The organism is Photobacterium gaetbulicola, from assembly GCF_003025515.1.
Lineage (GTDB): Bacteria > Pseudomonadota > Gammaproteobacteria > Enterobacterales > Vibrionaceae > Photobacterium > Photobacterium gaetbulicola.
In genome coordinates this window covers 117,756-137,165 of sequence record NZ_PYME01000013.1, presented here as the reverse complement: position 1 = coordinate 137,165, position 19,410 = coordinate 117,756, and the positions used below count along the sequence as shown (strand labels likewise).

Below are 19,410 nucleotides of genomic sequence, written 5' to 3'. Positions count from 1 at the left end.
GCGCTACGCCGCATTTTTTGTTTCCGATGGTTTACTCGTCAGGGGAGAGCCAACGGTAGACCAGCCCGGCTAGCAATGCCCCGAGCAGCGGTGCCAGCCAGAACAGCCAAAGCTGAGCCATTGCCCAATCACCCACCATGATGGCAGGGCCAGTGCTGCGAGCCGGATTCACCGAAGTATTGGTGACCGGAATACTGATCAGGTGGATCAGGGTCAGTGCCAGCCCGATTGCCAACCCAGCCATGGCCGGGGAGGCAAGTTTGTGGGTTGCACCAAGGATGACGATCAGGAACATGAAGGTCATGACAAACTCGGTAATGAACCCTGACATCATGGTGTAGCTGCCGGGGGAATGATCGCCATACCCGTTGGAGGCCAATCCTCCCGCCAGGCTGAACCCGGCCTGCCCGCTGGCAATCAAATAGAGCACAAAGGCGCCAGCAACGGCCCCCAGCACCTGGAAGACGATATACGGGATCACCTCAGTGGCAGGAAAGCGCCCGCCGGACCATAGCCCCACGGTGACGGCCGGATTGAGGTGACAGCCAGAGATATGGCCAATAGCATAGGCCATTGTGACCACGGTAAGACCGAATGCCAGCGAAACGCCGAGCAAACCAATGCCAACTTCTGGAAAAGCGGCTGCCAAGACGGCACTACCACAGCCACCTAGGACCAACCAGAATGTACCGATGAACTCGGCCACGAGTTTTTTTATCATTGAGGCCTACTCCTAATGCGCCAGAAACTCCACTGAGTATAGGAATTTCACATTAAGACAATGGCTCATCAGTGAAACTGAAGGCGGCAGAGGCAAACCGCCAAAGAGTTGGCTATTCGAATCCGCTGGTTTGCTCTAGCAGCATCTTGTGTCTGAGCTATCGTGACATCCTTAATGTCAACTGCGAGTCAGTTGGACTCCTTGTCAAGGTAGGCCTCCAGTTGCGATGACAGCCATCTCGATACCGAGCCTAGCTGAATGTGCTTGCCGTAGATCACTCCGTAGGGTTGCCAGCGCATTGACTGGTAATGGTTGAGTACTTTGAGGGTACCGTCCCGCAAATAGCTATTGATCAGCACCGAGGGAACGGTTGACCAGCCATTGCCGTCAAGAACGGCATTGCGCAGGTGTTCGTAAAAGGTCAGGGCAATATAGTTGCTTGAGGTCGGCGATACGGCCGTCAGGCTCTGATCTTTGATCGCGGCCAGCACAAATTCGGTGGCATGGGCCAAGTCGTCGCTGAGTACTTCGCTGAGCTGGTTGAGCGGGTGGTCGGCACGTGCCACTGACATCATCCGTATCTGGCCGAGTTGGGTATATTGGTTGTTGGGCAGGTTATCGTCGGTCGGCAGCAGGCAGAAGGCCATATCCACCATGTTTTGTTCGACCATTTCATCTAGCTCGGGCGGCGGCGCGACATAGATAGAGAGGCTGCTGTTGGGGAATTTGATACTCAGATCATGGACCAGCTGGCGCCAGAATGCTTCAGGCAGGGCATCGTCCCTGGCAATCCGCAGTGCGGACTCAACCCCTTCGAGATGCTGCTGGCACTTGGCGTGGATGTCATTGGCTATCATGAGTATCCGCTCGGCATCGTTTCTGATCGCATCACCAATTTCGGTCAATTGGACCTGGTTGCCAGTACGTTGCAGCAGAGAGACGCCAAGTTCATCTTCCAACGCGCTAAGCGCCGAACTGACCGTCGTGCGGTTTTTCCCGCACCGTTTGGCCGCTTCGGTGATCGAGCCGGTGTCGCAGGTGTCAAGGAACAGAGCTAATTGACTGAGTTTCATAATAATCCTGTGTCCTGAGAGGGTTTGGGGTGATGTTTGAATTATGCTCTATCCTGAATGGAAAGTCAGTGATAGCGCCAAAAAAATTGGCGCTCAGTGATTATCGCCTTTTTTGTTACCTCGGTATGATCGTGACTGAGAATAAATCAGAAAGACAAGCAGGCAAGAAAGCCCTGCACTGAGGTAGTTATGCAATGTAATGTGGCACTGGAGCGCAAGCTTTTACAATTTTCGACATTTTCTGCGCTGTTGTTTGCCCTGTTAGGGATTGGCTTCGGTCTGTGGATGGGTTCACTCGTCATTATTTTCGACGGCGCTTATTCATTGGTGAGCTTGGCATTGACCGTGTTATCCCTGGTGGCGGCAGCGTATATCCGGTCGCCAGCACGAAAAGGCAACGAGAGCTGCCAGAAGGTCGAGCCAATGGTCATTGCCTTTAAGGGATTGGTGATCACCTTGATGTGCTGTATTTCGTTCAGCTCAGCGATTATGGCCATACTGAATGGCGGGCGTGATGTCGATACCGGTTTGGCACTGCTTTTTGGGGTTATAAACGTGGTGGGCTGTTTGGCAACCTATCTGGTCATGAGGAAGTATGGCCAGTGTTCGGGTTCAAATCTGGTGGTGGCCGAATCCAAGCAGTGGATGATGGATACGGTGATCAGCGGCGCGGTGATGGTAGGTTTTATTGTGGCAACCTTGATGCAGCATATCGGCTTGGCAGCATATTCGGTATACACTGATCCTGTTATGGTAATCGTAGCGTCGGTGTACTTTGTGATAGTGCCGCTGAAGATGATGCTCGGCGCGCTAAAGGAGTTGCGTGCGACAGATGATTACAATGCCGTGACGGAGCTTCGCTAAATTCACCGTGACGAAATGTAGGACGTCAATATTAGGTAGGAGCTAGGCTCCTACCTTTTTTATCTCTACCGCTTGAGCAGCAGCGTGTCTTCAATTTCACGGAAAAAGTGTGCCGTGTTTATCAGCGAGGCTGCCGTCAGGCCAGGGACACCGTAGATCTCAACGTCAATGCCATATTTGCTCTGGACCTTATCAACCAAGAGGTCAAAGTCTCCATCACCCGACAGCAGAATGATCCGGTCGACATCCGGTGCATGCTCCATAACGTCCAGGGTGATCCCGACATCCCAATCACCCTTCGCGGAGCCATCACTGCGCTGGATAAAGGGTTTGAGTTTGACGTCAAAGCCGATACCTCGAAGGATATTCTGGAACTGGCGTTGTTTTTCGTCACCACGATGAATGGCATAGGCATAAGCCGCGACAACCTCTCTGCCTTGGGTGGCTTCGGCCCAAAAGGCATTGTAATCAAAGTTACAACCATAGGTGTCTTTGACGGTGTAGTAGATGTTTTGCACATCGACAAAAATAGCGACTTTTTCCACGTTTACTCTTTATTGGTTGGGCCAAAGGGTAGTATATACCTAAGCGGCTGTAATATGCATGCCTGACGCGGGTTTAATTGCTTAGTCATCAATATATTGAAGGTGGGTGTCGTGCATTGGTACCCTGGCTATTTGACATTAATTGGGTATAAAGTACGGCGTGAAACAGATAACGATGAAGTGGACCATGAAAAAATCAGTGATTGCGCTGTCTCTAGCTGCTTGCTCGGCAGGCAGTTTTGCTCAAAGTTGCCCGGTTGAGGTGCCAAATGATATCCATATTGCCGGTGATCAGGTGGCGGTGTATCAAGGTGGCAAGCCGAGGCTGTTGATTAACCAGGATAACCAGCTGTTTATCGAGGGCAGGCAAGTTGCGCTGTCTGACTCGCAGATGCAAGCCTTGCAAGCATACAGTGAGCATGTGAAGTCTTACCTGCCGCAAATGGCAGAGCTAGCCGATAGCGGGGCCAGTATTGCCCAAGAGGTTATTGATGATCTCTCCGCGCACTTTGGCAACAGTGATGCCTTTGTTGGTGCAGAGCAATTGGTGGATGAATACAGCGCGAAGGCCAAGCAGAAATTCTATCCTGATGGTGAGTTTGTTATGCCTGCTGATGTTTTCCGTTCGATGGATTCAGGTTGGAAGCAGGAGCTTGAGGAGGCCTTGAAGCATATTAGTGTGGAGTCAGTGTCTGGAATGATTGCGTCTTTGTCTGAGGAGATGAAAGCGGGTGAGCTGAGTTTTTCCCAATTCCAAACCCAGCTAATGGCATTGAAGCAAAGCCTCCAAGACAAGGTTCGTCAACGTTCCGGGGAAATGGCCGTACAGGCAGGCGAACTCTGTGAGTCTATTGAAGGGCTGGCGGAAGAAGAGCAGCAGCTACAGCAAGTCATTCCTGAACTGAAAGACTATCAACTGTTTGAAATTTAAAGAGCGGTTACGCGAAGTCTGTTTTTGGTGTCATTTGTGTATTGTTTTTTGTGCAGCGTGTCACTAAATAGCGCTTAGAACCTGATAACTAAAGGCGCTTTTTTTCTACATATGGATAATGTGGCAGCAGAACCCAAGTCAAAAAATTGACTTGGGTGACAAAAACAAACTTCAAAGGTTATTGAAGTACATGAAAGTACAGCCCAGATTATTGATCTCTTTTATATTCCCGCTGCTGATGCTCGTACTGAGTTTATTGGTCTATGTCGGCTTCAATGAATATAAAGACAACCAGAATGCTGCGATAAATCAGGCAACCTCCAATGTCCGTATTGCGCGAGAGTATTTGGACCATCATTTCCTTTCGGCACAAAGCCAACTCTACCTTCTTGAACAGCTGTGGGAAGAAAAGAACAGTATTGCTGGGGTGATGAAAGCGGCTCAGACCATAGTGAGTGCGAAAAGCCGCTATTTGGAAGTTGGTTTGCTGGCTTATGGCAACTACTACGGTACCAATGGTTTTTACAAAGAAGGTATTGCCTCTTTGATCGCCGAGCGGCCATGGTACAAACAAGCAGCTATCGGCGAGAGCTATATCACACCTATCTATCTAAGCGGCAGCACCGGGAAATGGACGGTGGCGTTTGTCGCTGTACTCGACCCAGTCGCGCAGCAGGAAGTGCGCATCGTACTCGAGATTGATGTCAACAGGCTGTATGAGAATGTTTCCCTGCTGAGAACGCTAGAGAATGGATATGTCTATGCCATTGAAAGCGCGACAGGCAAGATAGTGATACATCCCGATGACAGTCGAGTGGGTACACCGTCGGTCAGTGTGACTAGCGATATTCTCGCGCGGATCCAGGCGGGAGAGCAGGCAGGGATCATTCCGTCGTATGAATACAAGAACAAGGAGAAGTTCAGTGTCTATGAAGCGAATCCGCTGCTCGGCTGGGTCGTGCTATCGGGGGCAGAGAAGTCAGAAATAATCATGCACACACTGAGTATCAGTGCCGTGACCTTATCCCTGCTGGTGTTAATCCTTATTATTGGCTTGTTATTTTATATTGTTTACCACGTCCATAATTATGGCCGGCAGCTTAGTGAAGTAGAAAGCATCGCCGAGCTGAAAATTGCCTTACAGCAGATGGTGGAAGGGGTGATTGGCTGCCAATCTATCCACCTTTACATGCGCAACGTGTATTCTGGCGATTTTGAATCGGCGCAGTGCAAGCACCATATTTCTGAGAAAGGGCTCCGAGATGATCCTGCGGAAAGGCTTGGCCGGTTGGCCAGACTGCCCGAGAATCAACCGGATATCCTGTCGGCATTTATCGCGCCGGGCAAAACCTGCATTCGTGTTCCGCTAACGAAGAAAAAGCAACTGATCGGCCTGCTGTACATTATTTCCCCACGTTTGGATCTAACGCTATTTATCAATATGCTAAGGACCTATGCCCAAAGTGCTTTGGGGCAAGTCATGCTAGCGCAGAGAATCCAGCAAACAGATGCAATGACGGGCCTGATGAATAAGAACTTCCTGCAGGCCGAAATAGAGAAGCAAATTAAAGCGAACGGCAAATATTATCTGGCCATGATTGATGTTGATGACTTCAAGGGAATTAATGACACCTATGGCCATTTGTTCGGGGACAAAGTTATCATTTCCGTGGCCAATTGCCTTCGACAGGAAAGTGATCGCCATGCCATTGTGGCGCGTTACGGTGGTGAAGAGTTTGCTATTTTGCTGCCAGCCAAGGGACTAATGGCGGCCAAGGAGATACTGGAGGCGATCCGAGCCAGCGTTTCCTCCACGGTGATCAAGAGCGGTACCAAGTCTTGCCGGGTTCATGTCAGTATTGGTGTTGCGGCGATCAGCGGAAATATGGAGAAGTCGATTGCCAGAGCGGATCAGGCGCTCTACCAGGCGAAGGCCAACGGCAAGAATCAGGTCGTCATTTACTGTTTAAACAGTATGTTACAAACAATCGGCGCCGAATAGCAAAAACATGATTGGTTAGACAGATCATGCACTATGGGTCTGTTATGGTTTATTTATGAACCAATATTTATTGTGGTGTTGAGATGCTGAAGCTTGCTGTAATCATCATACTCTTGTTGCTGGGAGCGTTATTGACCAAGTATCTTGATGAAAAATCGCAACAGAAAATATTGATTGGTTTCGGTGTGCTGGTGGCACTGGCCGTGGTTGGGCTGATGGCATCAGAGCTGATGCGATAGGCAGGATATCGAAAAAGAAAGCCCGCTAATGCGGGCTTTGTTGTTTATCGTGCGCGAGAGCGGTTAGGGTTTCCGCCGGAGCGTGACTGGCTTGGTTTGCCATTACGCGAGCTGTTAGGTTTACCGTTGCCACCTTGTCTTGATTGCGGCTTCGAACCGTTAGTCGGGCCTTTGGCGTTTTGGCCATTTCGCGAGTTCGATGATGAACCATTGCGGTTACCATGTGGCTTATTGCCAGGTTTGCCTGCATGGTTGCTACCAGCTTGGCTACCATTCTTGCGCGGGCCGCCGCGCTTGCCGTCCTTACGGATATCCGGCTGGTTAGGGTGCTTGGTTGCAAAGCGTTTTGAACCATGGCGGCCAGACCCACGACGCTGCGCTGGGGTCATCTCGGCTTCGCTGCCTTCTTCTGGCACCAAACAGTTTGCTCGGTCGCCGATCAAGTGTTTCTTGCCCATGCTGATCAGCGCTTCACGGATCAATGGCCAGTTCAGCGGGTCATGATAGCGCAGGAAGGCCTTGTGCAACCGGCGCTGTCGTTCACCTTTGGCAACAAACAGATCTTCACGCTTCTTGTACTTCACACGTTTGAGCGGGTTGGTCTCCGAGTGGTACATGGCCGTTGCATTACACATCGGCGATGGGTAGAAGTTCTGTACCTGATCACACTGGAAATCGTTTTTCTTCAGCCACAAGGCCAAATTCAGCATGTCCTCATCGGTAGAGCCCGGGTGGGCAGAGATGAAGTACGGGATCAGGTACTGCTTTTTACCCGCTTCTTTGCTGAATTTCTCGAACATCTCCTTGAAGCGGTCATAGGTGCCCATACCAGGCTTCATCATCAGATCCAGGGTGCCTTTTTCGGTATGCTCAGGGGCGATCTTCAAGTAGCCACCGACGTGGTGAGTGACCAGCTCTTTGACGTATTCCGGAGATTCAACCGCGAGGTCGTAACGAACACCCGAGGCGATCATGATCTTCTTGATACCATCGACATTTCGCGCTTTGCGGTATAGATCAATGGTGTGTTTGTGGTCAGTATCCAGCTTCTTACAGATCTCTGGGAAGATACACGATGGACGGCGACAGTTTTTCTCGGCGCGAGGATCAGAACAGCCCAAGCGGTACATGTTGGCTGTCGGACCGCCCAAGTCAGAAATCGTGCCGGTGAACCCCGGGACCTTGTCTCGGATTTCTTCCAGCTCGTTGAGGATCGACTCATGCGAGCGGTTTTGGATAATTCGTCCTTCGTGCTCGGTGATCGAGCAGAAAGAACAACCGCCGAAGCAGCCACGCATGATATTGACACTGGTCTTAATCATGTCATAAGCCGGAATTTTGGCTTTGCCATAGGCCGGGTGTGGGACGCGCGCGTAAGGCAGGCCAAACACAAAATCCATCTCTTCTGTTGTCAGAGGGATCGGTGGACGGTTGATCCACAGTTCACGATCACCATGCTTCTGGATCAAGGCTCTTGCCGAATACGGATTGGTCTCCAGGTGCATGACGCGGCTCGCATGGGCATACAAAATACGGTCGTTGCGCAGCTTCTCGAAAGAAGGCAAACGAACCACCGTGGTCTCGGCATCATGGCGCGAAGGCTGGATTTGAACCGGCTTGGCTTCCGATTCTTGTGCTTTTTCACTTTTGTTGGTTGCACAGGTTTCTTCTGTCGCATACGGGTTAGGCATCGGCATGGCTCTGCCCGGTTTTTCAATCCGGCTAGAGTCAATTTCCTTATAGTGCTCAGGGCACTCACGCAGGATAACGGCAGTACCTGCAATATTGGTCAGCTCGGCAATGTTTTCGCCATCGGCAAGACGGTGGGCAACTTCAACCAGAGCACGTTCGGCGTTACCAAATAGCAGAATATCGCCTTTGGCATCAAGCAATACTGAGCGGCGAACTTTATCAGACCAGTAATCATAGTGGGCAAGGCGACGAAGGCTAGCCTCAATACCGCCCAGTACGATTGGGGTGTCTTTGTACGCCTCACGGCAGCGCTGGGAGTATACCAGAACCGCACGGTCAGGGCGTTTGCCCCCTTCGTTGTTTGGCGTATAGGCATCATCGTGGCGCAGCTTACGGTCGGCTGTATAGCGGTTGATCATCGAATCCATGTTGCCGGCGGTGATGCCGAAAAATAGGTTCGGCTGCCCCAGTGCCATGAAGGCATCTTTGTTGCCCCATTCAGGTTGCGCGATGATACCGACACGAAAACCCTGCGCCTCAAGCAAACGTCCGATGACCGCCATACCAAAGCTTGGGTGGTCGACGTAGGCATCACCGGTAACGATAATAATGTCACAGCTATCCCAGCCCAGCGCGTCCATTTCGGCACGGCTGGTAGGCAGGAAAGGTGCAGTACCGTAGCATTCCGCCCAGTACTTTGGATATTCGTTAATTTTGTCTGAAATCATTTGCTTACAGTTTACTTCTCAAAATGGGGCATATGCCGGACAATTGAATGTCCTGCCTTTTTGATCACTTGTGTATTTTTACCTATACCAATGATAAATAGCAGCGCTGAGGTCTGTATCAGCACTAGGAAATAGTATAGGGCGTAAAAAGGGGAGCAGTTTACCACGTTTGCTGCGCATTACACCTTTTTTACCTCTGGCTAGTTGGGAGTGGGAATAATGCTGCCAAGCGCCGTACCTTCTGTCGCATGTTGAATAAAGGCTTCCCCCAGCGGGGTTTGATGTTTTAAAGGGGCTTGAACGATATGCCAACTGCTCAGTATAGGGAAGCCAGCGATAGATAACTTAACCAGGTCACCACCAGGCTGATCCTCAAGCGCATATTCTGACAGTATGGTAAGCCCCATACCGGCAATCACGCAGTGTTTAATGGCCTCGTTGCTTTCAATAACCAGGTTCGGTTTGAACTGGAGGTTGAGTTTTTTAAAATGAGCATCGATGGCGTGGCGTGTGCCTGAGCCCGGCTCTCGAGATAGCCAAGGGTACTTCAATAAATCTTCTGGCTCTATGTGGGATTGATGGGCAAGCGGATGATCCTTGGGGGCGACGGGATAAAGTCGGTTGGGCAGAAATTGGATTGAATACGGCTCCATTTGTGGTTCTAAGTGACTGAACAGGTAGATGTCATCCAGGCCTTGGTGGTAGCGGGCAAGGATGTTTCCTCGGTTGTCTACCTTTAAAAGGATATCAACTTGAGGGTAGGTGCGGCAAAAGCTGCCCAGTAGGTGGGGAATAAAGTATTTGGCAGAAGTGACGACAGCCACTTTCAATGTGCCGGCTTTTATCTCGTTGAGATCGGCGAGTTCAATCTCGAGTCTATCGATGGTATCAAGGAGCTCATTGGCATATTTGGCCAAGGTATCTGCAGCTTGAGTAAATATAAGCTTCTTGCCGACAACATGGTACAACGGCATACCGATTAATTCGGTAAGTTGACGTAATTGAATCGAGACTGTTGGCTGGGTCAGGTTTAGTACTTGGGATGCCAAGGTAACGGATCCCAGTTCATAAACGCTTAGGAAGACCCGTAACTGCCTGATACTGCCGAGCCGGTTTCTTAAGTGCTGAGACATGTATAGATAAATACCTATGAATGTCATGTTTAATATTAATTATACTTTGGTTATTAACTCCTGCATATTTGTCCTTGAGCAAGGTACCCATGACGGTGCTCAGCACCCGAGGAGGCAGTATGAGTTTCAATCAACTTCTTGTTCCCATTGCGCCCGAACAGCCACTTGATGATTGCTTTCATCAAGCTTTCAAGCTTGCTAATCAAATGTCGGCACAGGTTACGCTGTTGACGGTTATAGAGGACTTGGCTGAGCTTAAGGAAATCTCTCGCTTTTCATGTACAACACTTGATCTGCTTGATAAATCAACAAAGATTTATCACGGCATTCTCAAAGAGTGGGTACAATCGCTCAAACAGGAATATAGCAATATAAAGTTTCGGACCAAGATACGCATCGGGATCCCGTTTATCGAGATCATCAAGGAGGCTCATGACAGTCATGCCACCATGGTGATCCTCGATACGCACAGAGAGGCAAAGGAACAAGCCTGTCAGCGCGGCAGTACGACACTGCATATCATGCGTAAGTCTCAGGTGCCTATCTGGTCGATAAGCACGGCCCCTAAACCGTTAACAGAGGTCGTGGCCGCTGTGGATATTTCAAACCAGGACTACCGTGAATTCAATGAGCAGATCCTTGCGCTAGCCGTTGAGTTTTGCTCGATAACCGGGGCGCGTTTGACGGTTTGTCATGCTTGGCGGCTCGATTCAGAAGGCTTCTTGCGAAAGTGGAGTGGTTACAATGATTTAGAGATCGCTCTACTGTCGAAAAAAATGCGTGAAGAAAGGTTCGGAAGGTTGAAATCACTGCTGATGCCGTATGAAAACACGCCAATAGATATTTCAATCAAAGTGCTGGAGGGCGAAACCCGGCAAATACTGCCTAACTACGTCAATGATCAAGGGGCGGACTTGGTGATATTAGGCTCACTATCACGCACGGGAATTGCAGGTTTCCTAATGGGTAATACGGCTGAGTTTTTGCTTAATGACATTAGCAGCTCTGTTATTACCCTTAAGCCCGATAATTTTAAATCTCCGGTATTGGAATAGTATTGAGGGAAATTATTGTTACGTCATGGATATTCGGTGTTGATGCAATGCTACACCATAGTAACTGTTTACGACATAAGGATGGGCGAAGCATGAAAATTGATAGTAATGATGTCTTATTAGCAAGGCTCCAAGTGGTTATTAACTAATATCACGATCTATCTTCGCGAAAAAGTCATCCATGTAAAAATCGTTATGGCAACAGCATTAATGGCCATTGTGCGGAAGGTTATAATTATTGATGTGGAAGAAATGGAGGTGACGTATTTATACGGAATTGCTGCAGTTGTTCTCAATATGAGTGTCGGCTATTGGCTGATTCATCAATTGCCAAGGAAAAGCCACTTAGAAGAGTCGCCTTATACAGTATAGGGTTTGGTTGTATTAATAAGTTGCCAGTAATAGGAATTAGTATTTTAAGTGACAAGCCATATTATATTCATCCGTTATGTTGACTAAATTAATCAACGCCATTAAATTGACGCCGGTTAGAGTAATTACTCGATGGGTTGGATGATGAAAAAGAATGGCTTTACACTGATAGAAATGGTGGTGGTGATCGTAATTCTCGGCATCTTGGCTGTCACGGCTGCTCCTCGTTTTTTGAACCTGCAGACCGATGCGCGCAATTCAGCGTTGGCGGGGCTAAAGGGAGCGGTTGAGTCGGGGGTGGGGATAGGTTATGGCAAAATGGTGATGGCGGGGCTAGAGAGTCGGCCTCATATCACAAACAATGACTCTTCCGAAAAGGATACCGGTAAGTATATTGGTGAGCCTATTCCTATTCCGGGCTGTGAGTTAAATACAGCACAGCGTTGTGTTTTTAGATATGGTTACCCTGAAGCTGACTTTTATACCATTACGACGTTGGTTGACGGTATTAGCAAACATTATCAGCAGGATAAGGACTGGGCTATCACGAGAATCGACGGTAAAATGATCATTACCGATACAGCGAATCTTGATTACAGCAATATTGCTAATGAAGCGCCAGCGCTGAGGAATGATAACTGCTATCTGCGATATACCCCGCCAAGCAGCAAAGACGACAACTATCATTTAGAGCTTATTGCTTGCCTATAGCAACGGGTTAGCTATTGGGATAAAACAGCTGGCAGTTCCTAGCTGGGTTATTCAACGGATCTTAGGAGGCCTGAGCCTCCTTTGTCGTCTTTTGTCTGGTTAGTTTTGAAAAGATCACCCTGTTATTGAACTGGCTTGAGCTGATATACCTTGAGTTCATAGCCATTGTAAAAACTGGCGAGCAGCCGGTTTTCCACGGCGATAAAACGAACTGAGCTGACAATATGGGTTTTGTGATCAAGGTTATTTTTCAACTTTAGATCGTCGGCATTGGCAGCAATTTGCCTGATCACAATACGGTTATCCACGTCTTTTTGATAGTGGCTGAGATACTTCACCTCAAATTTATGATCTTGCCTATCTTGACCGTAAAGATTCATCTGATTGCCGTTTAACTCGACGTAGAAACGTAAGTCGTCTTCAATGGTGCCATACCACATCCCTTGGTGTTGGCGGAATGTTGGCAGGATCTTTTCTTTGGCTGTGAGCAGTGCTGCAGAGAAAAGGAGTACCAAAATAATGAAATGGATAATTACGGTTTTATTTTCGAACATGCGAGATTCTCGTTACAGCCATAAAGGGTTTCCTTTATTTTGTCGATGTATTGATAAGTGCCTTGCTCCGTGACGCGTTCGAGTAGTGTTGTTTCATGATCATCTGGGATGAACAGTACGCTTGTATCTCCCATCATATAGACCGTATCGGTTGGCTGTAGCCAATGCAGCAGGGCGACAAGCAAAATGCTTGAACATAATGCAAAAAGGTAAAAGCGGAATGATTTGAGATGGGCAAGGGGCAGGGAGTTTCTCTGGCTCGATTCCGGCATGCCTGCAGCGGTGTCGGTCGGCTTTGGCGAAGGAGTGTGTTTCGGTGACAATTGCGAAATGTGCGAGCTAATCGAATTGGTTGCTGCCTGTGTTTCGCTGTCATGGTATTGTGGCGCTATGGTTAGCTTATAGCCTCGTTTGGGCACTGTCACAATATATGTTTTTCCCAGCTCGAAGAGCTTAGATCGGAGACCGTTAACTGTTTGGTTTATGGTGAAATCAGAGGCGTAGGTTCCCGCCCAAATAGTGTCTGCTAGCTCTTTTCGAAGGGTCACTTCAGGATAGTTTTGACAAAGGATTTTCAGTAACTCTATTTCTTTGACACGAAGCTTGTTTTGAGCGCCGGTGTTGGCCTGTTTGATAGTGAGATCATTGATTGAGATGACCAACGACTGTAATGAGATATAGGGCAATGTAGGTTGATGATTATTATCCATACTGTTTGCGTAATTGATGCGAAGTCAAAAGCCAATATAGAGGAACAAACGGCTTCCACCGTTAGTTTTCTGTTATATGCGGCTGGGTTTGAAGCAGATAGTTACTAGTATATATCGCATGCGAAGTGTTGATAAAGCAGGATTATGACCACTTTGGCTTTATTGGCTTGTAATATGCGCTCCGTTGGCGAAAGCCCATAACCAAGTAACTTCAAGGTACATCGTGGGACAAGTGTGCCATCGCTGAGCCCTGAAGCAACTTGGCTGACGGTATTTAGTCGAATGATTTGCTCATTCTTTCCAGCATGGTTACTTTTTCCCGCATTTGCTTCGATGCCGCTTCCATCACCCCGACATGCTCGAGGTTTTTGGTTGAAAGGTAGGAAATTTGATGGACGTTGTTGCTGACATCTTGGGTCACGGCGCCTTGTTCCTCTGCCGCGGTTGCTATCTGGCTGGATATTTCAGCAATTTCATCGACCATTTTCGCCACTTCTCTGACTTTTTCGGCGGTGATATTGGTATCGTCAACGCATTGCTGGGTGCGGGTAATACTCTCGGAGGTGGTTAGTTGCCACTGTTCAAGTGTGGTGTTGATGTCCCCGATACTCGACTGGATTTGCTCGGTGGCACCATGGGTGCGCTGAGACAGAGCTCTGACTTCATCGGCTACGACGGCAAAGCCTCTTCCTTGCTCGCCCGCGCGGGCAGCTTCAATTGCAGCATTGAGTGCCAATAGGTTAGTTTGCTCGGCAATCCCTTGAATTTCCACCATCATACTGTGGATTTGATCTGAGACCTTGGTGAGTGACTTGGCCGTTGTGGCGGTGTTTTGGGTTTCGATTGCCAATGCATTGATGTTATCAAGCGTGGTTGTTAGCACCGTTTCGGTATCGCTACACTGTTTCTGGGTTTGGTTGACCTTGTCGTTGGTCATTTGGGTGTTGTTTGCAATTTCATTGGCAACCGCTGATAACTCGGTGATTGCCGAAGCGACTAGCTGGGTATCTCGATCTTGCTCTGAAATGGAACTTTGCGTCTCTTGCGAAGCCGTCAGCAGATCATCGGCGACGGCATTGAGTGTCTTTGAAACATCGGCCGTACGGCCAAGCACCGTTTTTATTCGGGCGTCATCGAGGGCGAGGTGAAATTGCGCGATTGAGGAGGGGGTATCACCGCAATAGATCAAACGGGTGAGGCTGTCATAGTCTTTTTCGAGCTGTGCAAAAAAACGCGGGGTAACGAATAGCTCTTGTCGGTACAGCACGCCAAGCAAACAAAGTGGAAGCAATTCGCCAAGCAGTTTGTATTGGTCGAGGAAGAGAAAAGAGCTGATCACGGAGCCGAGGACGAGTAAAGCGGCGACACCGAGTTTTTGCATTACTGATAGCTTGAATGCATAGGGATTCTTGTTCTGGTTGAGCTGCTGGTAGATGGCAGAGGCGGTGGATTTCATGGCCGTCGAGGGTTTACGCCTTACCGACTGGTAGCCAATTAATTGGTTGTTTTCATAGAGCGGTGTGACGTAGGCATCGACCCAATAAAAGCTACCATCCTTGCAGCGATTTTTAACCAACCCACGCCAGGGTTGACCTTTTTTCAGGTGGTGCCACAGGTCGGCGAAAGCCTGGCGTGGCATGTCGGGGTGGCGGATGATATTGTGATGCTGTCCGATTAATTCATCTGCGCGGTAGCCACTGATCGCCACAAACTCCTCGTTAGCGTAAGTGATGACGCCCTGGGTATCAGTGGTGGTGACAAGCTGTGAGTCTGGCCTAAGTTCAATCTCATGATTGTTCACATGCTGGTTCTTTCTCATCGCAAGTTCCTCTTCAATCCGCAAAAGGCCTGACGACAAAAGCGATACTGCAGCTCTATTAGGCCGAAACTATCATTTTGTTTTTTATGGTAGATTTCTAACTGGTCTAACATCTACTGTAGACTGGTTTTGAACAAGGTAAATTACAGCTAACAGGGAAATGCTGTAATATTTTGTTTTAATATGCCAAATTGGCATAAAGATCTAATAATGGGCTTTCTTTGAAGCGGTTTATCGGCTTTACCAAATCAGAGATCCAAAAATCAAAGTAAAGTGTTGATAATAAAAAATCCCGATATAACGAATGTCATATCGGGATCTCTATGCTTGCTAGCTAATTGCGATAGCTACAAAGGGTCAGCTGTACATAGGTACCAAGGCCACAGTACCGATGATGACCGTCAACAGACCACACAGAACCGGTACTGACGTACGCTTAACCACTTCGAACGGACTGACGTTACCCATACCAGATGTGGCAACGATAACACCAGATACCGGTGAAATCGTACGGCCTAGGTTAGACGCCTGCAGCATTGGGATGATAAGGAATGCAGGGCTTAGGCCCATTTTACCCGCTAGGGCGGGGGCAAGTTCAACGAAGGCGTAGAACGGGGCGTTACCCGAACCGGTAGCGATCGCAGCAGCAACCGTTAGGCCGGTCAGAAGCAGCATTAGGGCAAAACCGCCCGCGCCAGCGGCTTCAGCCAGGCCGATCAGGTTGTCGATGGCACCGATAGACATCAGGCCCTGTGCGAAGACACCCGCTGCAACCAACAACATCACAACCCCTTTAAAGGCGTCAGCCATACCTTGGTAACATGCCTCTAGATCTTCCAGTGTCTCTTTACCTTTGAAGCGCTTGGTCACGAAATCAACAATCGCGCCGATGAAGATAGACATTACCACGATGGTGTAGATATCCAGCGACAAGCCAGGAATGGTTTCACCATTGAAAGCGAAGACACCGATAATCGGCAGGAATGGCAGGATAGCGTAGTAAGCCGGTGCCTTAACTTCGATTTCAGAAATATCGACTTTTTCCATAACGATATTTTCTTTTTTATCCAAGTACTTGTTCCAGAAGAACGCAGCCGCTGCCATCACGATAATGGCGCAGATAGATACTGGCAGGACGGTTTCTACAGCAAATACGTGCAGCGGTAGGCCGGATTTTTCTGCTGCAACAATTACGTCACCGGATGTTGGCGAAAGAATAATGGCCGCCGGTGATGCACAGATAGCGACCGCCGCTGGGCGTGAGATCCCCATAGCTGTCATCATCGGGAAAAGGGTGGCCATCAGCAGTACACCCAGACCGGTTGCCGAGCTTACTGCTAGTGACATCAAACAGGCAACGATGTAGGCCGCTACCAGCAAGATATAAGGTGACTTAATTACAGAAAGTGGCTTAGAGAATTGTTTTACCACGACGTTGTTGGCGCCGATGTGCGTCATGTAGGACGCAAAACCACAGAGTAGCATGATCTGCATACCCAGACCGCCCCCGCGGTACTGCAGCATGTACTTCACATACTCTAATGAGTCGGTCACGAAATTACCGGTTGCTTGGATCTTGGCAGGTAACACCTGATATCCCAATACGCCGGTAATGAGCAGTAACAGTAGGCCAGCGGTCAATAACACACCAGCAGGTTTGTATCCTTTAATAATGAAATAGCCAACAGCAATGGTGACTGCTAGGCCAATCAATAGCTCCAACATGGAAAAAATCCTCTTAAACCACAAAATTAAGAAACAATGTGTCAATTGATCAAATTTTCTTACACATTATTTTCGATAAATTTACCTAAAAAGTGGTGGAGGAACGACAATAATCGGACCAGTTTATGATCTGAAACAGAATTTAGAGTAATGTGTTAATGCTGCGCTACAACCATGAAAAGACACGCAACATCAGATGTTTAAAGGACGTTAATGATTATGTTTTGCTTGTCTTTTAATCATATCTGCTTAAATGCAGGTAATACATTGCCTATATGAAGTCATAACGGGTTTGTCGTGTTACGGGATGTAAAGATTATTACATTTATCGATTGTTCTTTACATATTCCATGAAGGCTTTGTCTGCGACCGACAAATAGCCGTCTTTTCGCCATGCAATAGCAATGCTCAATATTACCGGCTGTTCGAAGGGGATCGGCACCAGTCCAGACTCATTTTCTGTCACCATGTCTAGCAGCGCTGCGACAGCAAAGTCATTACGGACAATTTTCAATATCATCGGCAGTAAATTGGTTTCAAAAGCAATGTTGGGCTCGAAGTTATTTTCTTGGCAAATACGATCAATGTATTCGCGATGGAAATATCCGGGTTTGAACATTACCAGCTCTTGCTCGAAGAAGGTTGCGAAGTCGATACTGTCTAGGTCGGCTAAGGGGTTTTCAGGATGGACGGCTGCGACCATCTGGGTGGTGAGCAGGTGCTCGGTTGCCAACCGGTCCGGCACATGGTCGCAGTGGATGATTCCCAGATCGAGCTCTTTATCTAGCAGCATCCGGCGGATGGTTTGCGTTCCGGCCTCAACGATGGTTAGTTTGAGATTGGGGTATTGGCTCTTGAAGCCCATCAGAATATCGGGCAAGTAGTATGAACCCAGCGAGCTGGGCACGCCCAGCTTGACTTCTCCCTTGGTAAGCCCTTTTAACTCTTCCATCGCGACGGTGGCATCGTGGACGCTTTGTAGGATCAGGCGCGCATGGCGAAGCAATACCTCGCCCTCCGGTGTAAGGGAGACCCGCCGTTCATTGCGATCGAACAGGACTATACCCAGTTGCTCTTCGAACTTTTTCACCGCGATGCTAAGTGCGGGTTGGGCAATATGGAGCTTGGCTGCGGCACGAGTAAAGTTGGCTGTGTCGGCCAGCGTGACAAAGTAATTGAGCTGTCGGATATCCATTGGCTATATATTTCCTTTATCACTTCCATATTTTTAATATATTTTCATTATTCCTATCGAATTGCTACGTTTAAAGCAGTTTTCTTTTGCTGACAACCGACATGATAGACATACATACGACTGAATACCGAAGGGCCAGTTTCGCCCTATGCTTGGGTTCATTCCTTATTTTCTGCAATCTGTATTTGTTCCAGCCCATGCTGCCTTTGATGGCCGTGCATTTTTCAGTTTCGGCTACCCAGGTTAACTGGCTGGTGGCGGCAGCAACCTTGGCGCTGGCCGTTACACTGGTGCCGTGGGCGGTATGGTCAGAACGTATCGGGCGGCGTGCGGTCATGTTAATCAGCCTGGCGCTATTACCGGTGATTGGATTTATGATGCTGACCGTTGAAAGCTTGCTGATGCTGAGCTTGAGCCGGGCCCTGATGGGAGCCGCCTTGGCCGGTTTCGCGGCAGTGGCGGTGGCGTATATGGCTGAAGAGTTTACGTCGCGGGCCTTGATGCTGGCCGTGGGGGGATATATCAGCGCCAATTCACTTGGCGGGATTGCAGGCAGGATCTCCGGCGGTTTTTTGTCCGAGCGTTATGGCTGGCAAGGTGCGGTTGTCTGCATGGCCGTGTTTAGCTTGCTGGTGGCGATAGCCATTTATTTTCTGTTGCCCGAGCAGCGTAACTTCAGGCCGGTCAAGGGGCAATTGAGACAGCAAACCTACAGTGTGTTGGTGCACCTGCGAACTCCAGAGCTGTGGCAGGCGATGCTGATTGGCGGGGTCAACTTTGCCTTGTTTGTTAACTTGTATTCGGTCATGGGCTTTCGCCTAGTCGCGGAGCCTTATTCGGTACCGGTTAGTTGGGCGTCGATGATTTTCTTATGCTATCTCAGTGGGACGGTATCAGCCAAGTTAAGTGGTCGTTGGACCCAACGGTTTTCGCCTGTGCTGGGGATGGTACTGGGAACCGGTGTCAGTGCGCTGGGCATGTGGGTCGCTTGGTATGAGTCTGTGGTTGCTATGGTGATTGGGTTGTTGCTGATCAGCTCGGGGTCGTTTTTTACCCATTCATTGGCTTATGGCTGGGTCAGTCAAAGAGCCAAAAATGCCAAGGCAACAGCAACGGCGCTTTACTTGGTTCATTACTATGCCGGTGGCAGCTTGGGGGGCTTCTATCTGATTGGTTGTTGGCAGTATTTTGGCTGGACCGGGGTGATTGCGGGAGGCTCTCTGCTTTATGCCTTGCTGGCAGGACTATGTTACCGGCTACATGCCGGAACAGAGGGAAGCGCCGATGCCCCATTACCCTCTGAGCCCCGCTAGGCTTTATTTCAGCCAGAGAAACCTAAGT

18 protein-coding genes are annotated in these 19,410 nt (G+C 48.9%); 8 read left to right on the top strand and 10 right to left on the bottom strand.

All coding sequences use genetic code 11. The features are described from left to right. Nucleotides 1–31: 31 nt before the first annotated feature. Nucleotides 32–718, bottom strand: a complete 687-nt coding sequence (gene aqpZ / locus C9J03_RS13225) for an aquaporin Z (protein WP_338064700.1) — start codon at nt 716–718, stop codon at nt 32–34. Nucleotides 719–909: 191 nt separating this feature from the next. After that, complete coding sequence (locus C9J03_RS13220; RefSeq protein WP_044623029.1) at nt 910–1,794, bottom strand: LysR family transcriptional regulator; 885 nt, start codon at nt 1,792–1,794, stop codon at nt 910–912. A gap of 189 nt (nt 1,795–1,983) precedes the next feature. On the opposite strand from C9J03_RS13220, the gene C9J03_RS13215 reads away from it, so the two are divergent. Next, entirely contained in the window at nt 1,984–2,658 is a 675-nt protein-coding gene (locus C9J03_RS13215; RefSeq protein ID WP_044623030.1) for a cation efflux transmembrane domain-containing protein, read from the top strand. Nucleotides 2,659–2,723: 65 nt separating this feature from the next. On the opposite strand, the gene C9J03_RS13210 is transcribed toward C9J03_RS13215, so the two are convergent. Continuing rightward, a complete protein-coding gene (locus tag C9J03_RS13210; RefSeq protein ID WP_039462663.1) occupies nt 2,724–3,203 on the bottom strand; it encodes a LabA-like NYN domain-containing protein in 480 nt (159 codons plus the stop codon). Nucleotides 3,204–3,390: 187 nt separating this feature from the next. Between C9J03_RS13210 and C9J03_RS13205 the strand changes: the two genes are divergently transcribed. The 3 genes from C9J03_RS13205 to C9J03_RS26725 all read left to right on the top strand — a co-directional run bounded on the left by C9J03_RS13205 (nt 3,391) and on the right by C9J03_RS26725 (nt 6,375). After that, the gene (locus tag C9J03_RS13205; RefSeq protein ID WP_044624427.1) at nt 3,391–4,134 is read left to right on the top strand and encodes a DUF2884 family protein; all 744 of its coding nucleotides are present in this window, start codon (nt 3,391–3,393) and stop codon (nt 4,132–4,134) included. A 190-nt stretch (nt 4,135–4,324) separates the two neighbouring features. Then, nucleotides 4,325–6,136 carry a sensor domain-containing diguanylate cyclase gene (locus C9J03_RS13200; RefSeq protein WP_162845564.1) on the top strand — a complete coding sequence of 604 codons (1,812 nt, stop codon included), beginning with the start codon at nt 4,325–4,327 and terminating at the stop codon, nt 6,134–6,136. An 83-nt stretch (nt 6,137–6,219) separates the two neighbouring features. Next, nucleotides 6,220–6,375, top strand: a complete 156-nt coding sequence (locus C9J03_RS26725; protein WP_044623032.1) for a hypothetical protein — start codon at nt 6,220–6,222, stop codon at nt 6,373–6,375. Between the two features lie 44 nt (nt 6,376–6,419). Here C9J03_RS26725 and C9J03_RS13195 read toward each other — a convergent pair whose 3' ends face one another. Further along, nucleotides 6,420–8,795, bottom strand: a complete 2,376-nt coding sequence (locus tag C9J03_RS13195; protein WP_044623033.1) for a YgiQ family radical SAM protein — start codon at nt 8,793–8,795, stop codon at nt 6,420–6,422. Between the two features lie 200 nt (nt 8,796–8,995). Further along, the gene (locus tag C9J03_RS13190) at nt 8,996–9,928 is read right to left on the bottom strand and encodes a LysR family transcriptional regulator (protein WP_044624428.1); all 933 of its coding nucleotides are present in this window, start codon (nt 9,926–9,928) and stop codon (nt 8,996–8,998) included. Between the two features lie 119 nt (nt 9,929–10,047). Between C9J03_RS13190 and C9J03_RS13185 the strand changes: the two genes are divergently transcribed. The 3 genes from C9J03_RS13185 to C9J03_RS13175 all read left to right on the top strand — a co-directional run bounded on the left by C9J03_RS13185 (nt 10,048) and on the right by C9J03_RS13175 (nt 12,066). Next, nucleotides 10,048–10,983, top strand: a complete 936-nt coding sequence (locus tag C9J03_RS13185) for a universal stress protein (RefSeq protein ID WP_044623034.1) — start codon at nt 10,048–10,050, stop codon at nt 10,981–10,983. Nucleotides 10,984–11,133: 150 nt separating this feature from the next. Further along, entirely contained in the window at nt 11,134–11,355 is a 222-nt protein-coding gene (locus C9J03_RS13180; RefSeq protein ID WP_107291718.1) for a phosphate-starvation-inducible PsiE family protein, read from the top strand. 141 nt (nt 11,356–11,496) lie between these two features. Further along, nucleotides 11,497–12,066: a prepilin-type N-terminal cleavage/methylation domain-containing protein gene (locus C9J03_RS13175; protein WP_044624430.1), complete on the top strand. Its 570-nt coding sequence runs from the start codon at nt 11,497–11,499 to the stop codon at nt 12,064–12,066. A 122-nt stretch (nt 12,067–12,188) separates the two neighbouring features. Here C9J03_RS13175 and C9J03_RS13170 read toward each other — a convergent pair whose 3' ends face one another. The 5 genes from C9J03_RS13170 to C9J03_RS13150 form a co-directional block, all read right to left on the bottom strand. After that, entirely contained in the window at nt 12,189–12,620 is a 432-nt protein-coding gene (locus C9J03_RS13170) for a hypothetical protein (protein ID WP_039462622.1), read from the bottom strand. Beyond that, on the bottom strand, nt 12,599–13,330 hold the full coding sequence (locus C9J03_RS13165) for a winged helix-turn-helix domain-containing protein (RefSeq protein ID WP_052829738.1): 732 nt from the start codon (nt 13,328–13,330) through the stop codon (nt 12,599–12,601). Before C9J03_RS13165 ends, C9J03_RS13170 begins: the two co-directional genes overlap by 22 nt. Nucleotides 13,331–13,604: 274 nt before the next feature. Beyond that, on the bottom strand, nt 13,605–15,149 hold the full coding sequence (locus C9J03_RS13160) for a methyl-accepting chemotaxis protein (protein ID WP_044623035.1): 1,545 nt from the start codon (nt 15,147–15,149) through the stop codon (nt 13,605–13,607). Between the two features lie 357 nt (nt 15,150–15,506). Continuing rightward, the gene (gene dcuC / locus C9J03_RS13155; RefSeq protein WP_044623036.1) at nt 15,507–16,874 is read right to left on the bottom strand and encodes an anaerobic C4-dicarboxylate transporter DcuC; all 1,368 of its coding nucleotides are present in this window, start codon (nt 16,872–16,874) and stop codon (nt 15,507–15,509) included. Nucleotides 16,875–17,199: 325 nt separating this feature from the next. Then, nucleotides 17,200–18,069 carry a LysR family transcriptional regulator gene (locus C9J03_RS13150; RefSeq protein WP_044623037.1) on the bottom strand — a complete coding sequence of 290 codons (870 nt, stop codon included), beginning with the start codon at nt 18,067–18,069 and terminating at the stop codon, nt 17,200–17,202. Nucleotides 18,070–18,170: 101 nt separating this feature from the next. Here C9J03_RS13150 and C9J03_RS13145 point away from each other — a divergent pair, with 101 nt between their 5' ends. Beyond that, nucleotides 18,171–19,382: an MFS transporter gene (locus C9J03_RS13145; RefSeq protein WP_044624432.1), complete on the top strand. Its 1,212-nt coding sequence runs from the start codon at nt 18,171–18,173 to the stop codon at nt 19,380–19,382. Nucleotides 19,383–19,410: the final 28 nt, after the last annotated feature.

What these genes read in the sequence shown, in the direction of transcription:
- C9J03_RS13200 (WP_162845564.1), top strand. Translation starts at nt 4,325, where the DNA reads ATGAAAGTACAGCCCAGATTATTGATCTCTTTTATATTCCCGCTGCTG.
- C9J03_RS13215 (WP_044623030.1), top strand. Translation starts at nt 1,984, where the DNA reads ATGCAATGTAATGTGGCACTGGAGCGCAAGCTTTTACAATTTTCGACA.
- C9J03_RS13145 (WP_044624432.1), top strand. Translation starts at nt 18,171, where the DNA reads ATGATAGACATACATACGACTGAATACCGAAGGGCCAGTTTCGCCCTA.
- C9J03_RS26725 (WP_044623032.1), top strand. Translation starts at nt 6,220, where the DNA reads ATGCTGAAGCTTGCTGTAATCATCATACTCTTGTTGCTGGGAGCGTTA.
- C9J03_RS13190 (WP_044624428.1), bottom strand. Translation starts at nt 9,928, where the DNA reads ATGTCTCAGCACTTAAGAAACCGGCTCGGCAGTATCAGGCAGTTACGG.
- C9J03_RS13195 (WP_044623033.1), bottom strand. Translation starts at nt 8,795, where the DNA reads ATGATTTCAGACAAAATTAACGAATATCCAAAGTACTGGGCGGAATGC.
- C9J03_RS13170 (WP_039462622.1), bottom strand. Translation starts at nt 12,620, where the DNA reads ATGTTCGAAAATAAAACCGTAATTATCCATTTCATTATTTTGGTACTC.
- C9J03_RS13165 (WP_052829738.1), bottom strand. Translation starts at nt 13,330, where the DNA reads ATGGATAATAATCATCAACCTACATTGCCCTATATCTCATTACAGTCG.
- dcuC (WP_044623036.1), bottom strand. Translation starts at nt 16,874, where the DNA reads ATGTTGGAGCTATTGATTGGCCTAGCAGTCACCATTGCTGTTGGCTAT.
- C9J03_RS13185 (WP_044623034.1), top strand. Translation starts at nt 10,048, where the DNA reads ATGAGTTTCAATCAACTTCTTGTTCCCATTGCGCCCGAACAGCCACTT.
- C9J03_RS13160 (WP_044623035.1), bottom strand. Translation starts at nt 15,149, where the DNA reads ATGAGAAAGAACCAGCATGTGAACAATCATGAGATTGAACTTAGGCCA.
- C9J03_RS13175 (WP_044624430.1), top strand. Translation starts at nt 11,497, where the DNA reads ATGATGAAAAAGAATGGCTTTACACTGATAGAAATGGTGGTGGTGATC.
- C9J03_RS13205 (WP_044624427.1), top strand. Translation starts at nt 3,391, where the DNA reads ATGAAAAAATCAGTGATTGCGCTGTCTCTAGCTGCTTGCTCGGCAGGC.
- C9J03_RS13220 (WP_044623029.1), bottom strand. Translation starts at nt 1,794, where the DNA reads ATGAAACTCAGTCAATTAGCTCTGTTCCTTGACACCTGCGACACCGGC.
- C9J03_RS13150 (WP_044623037.1), bottom strand. Translation starts at nt 18,069, where the DNA reads ATGGATATCCGACAGCTCAATTACTTTGTCACGCTGGCCGACACAGCC.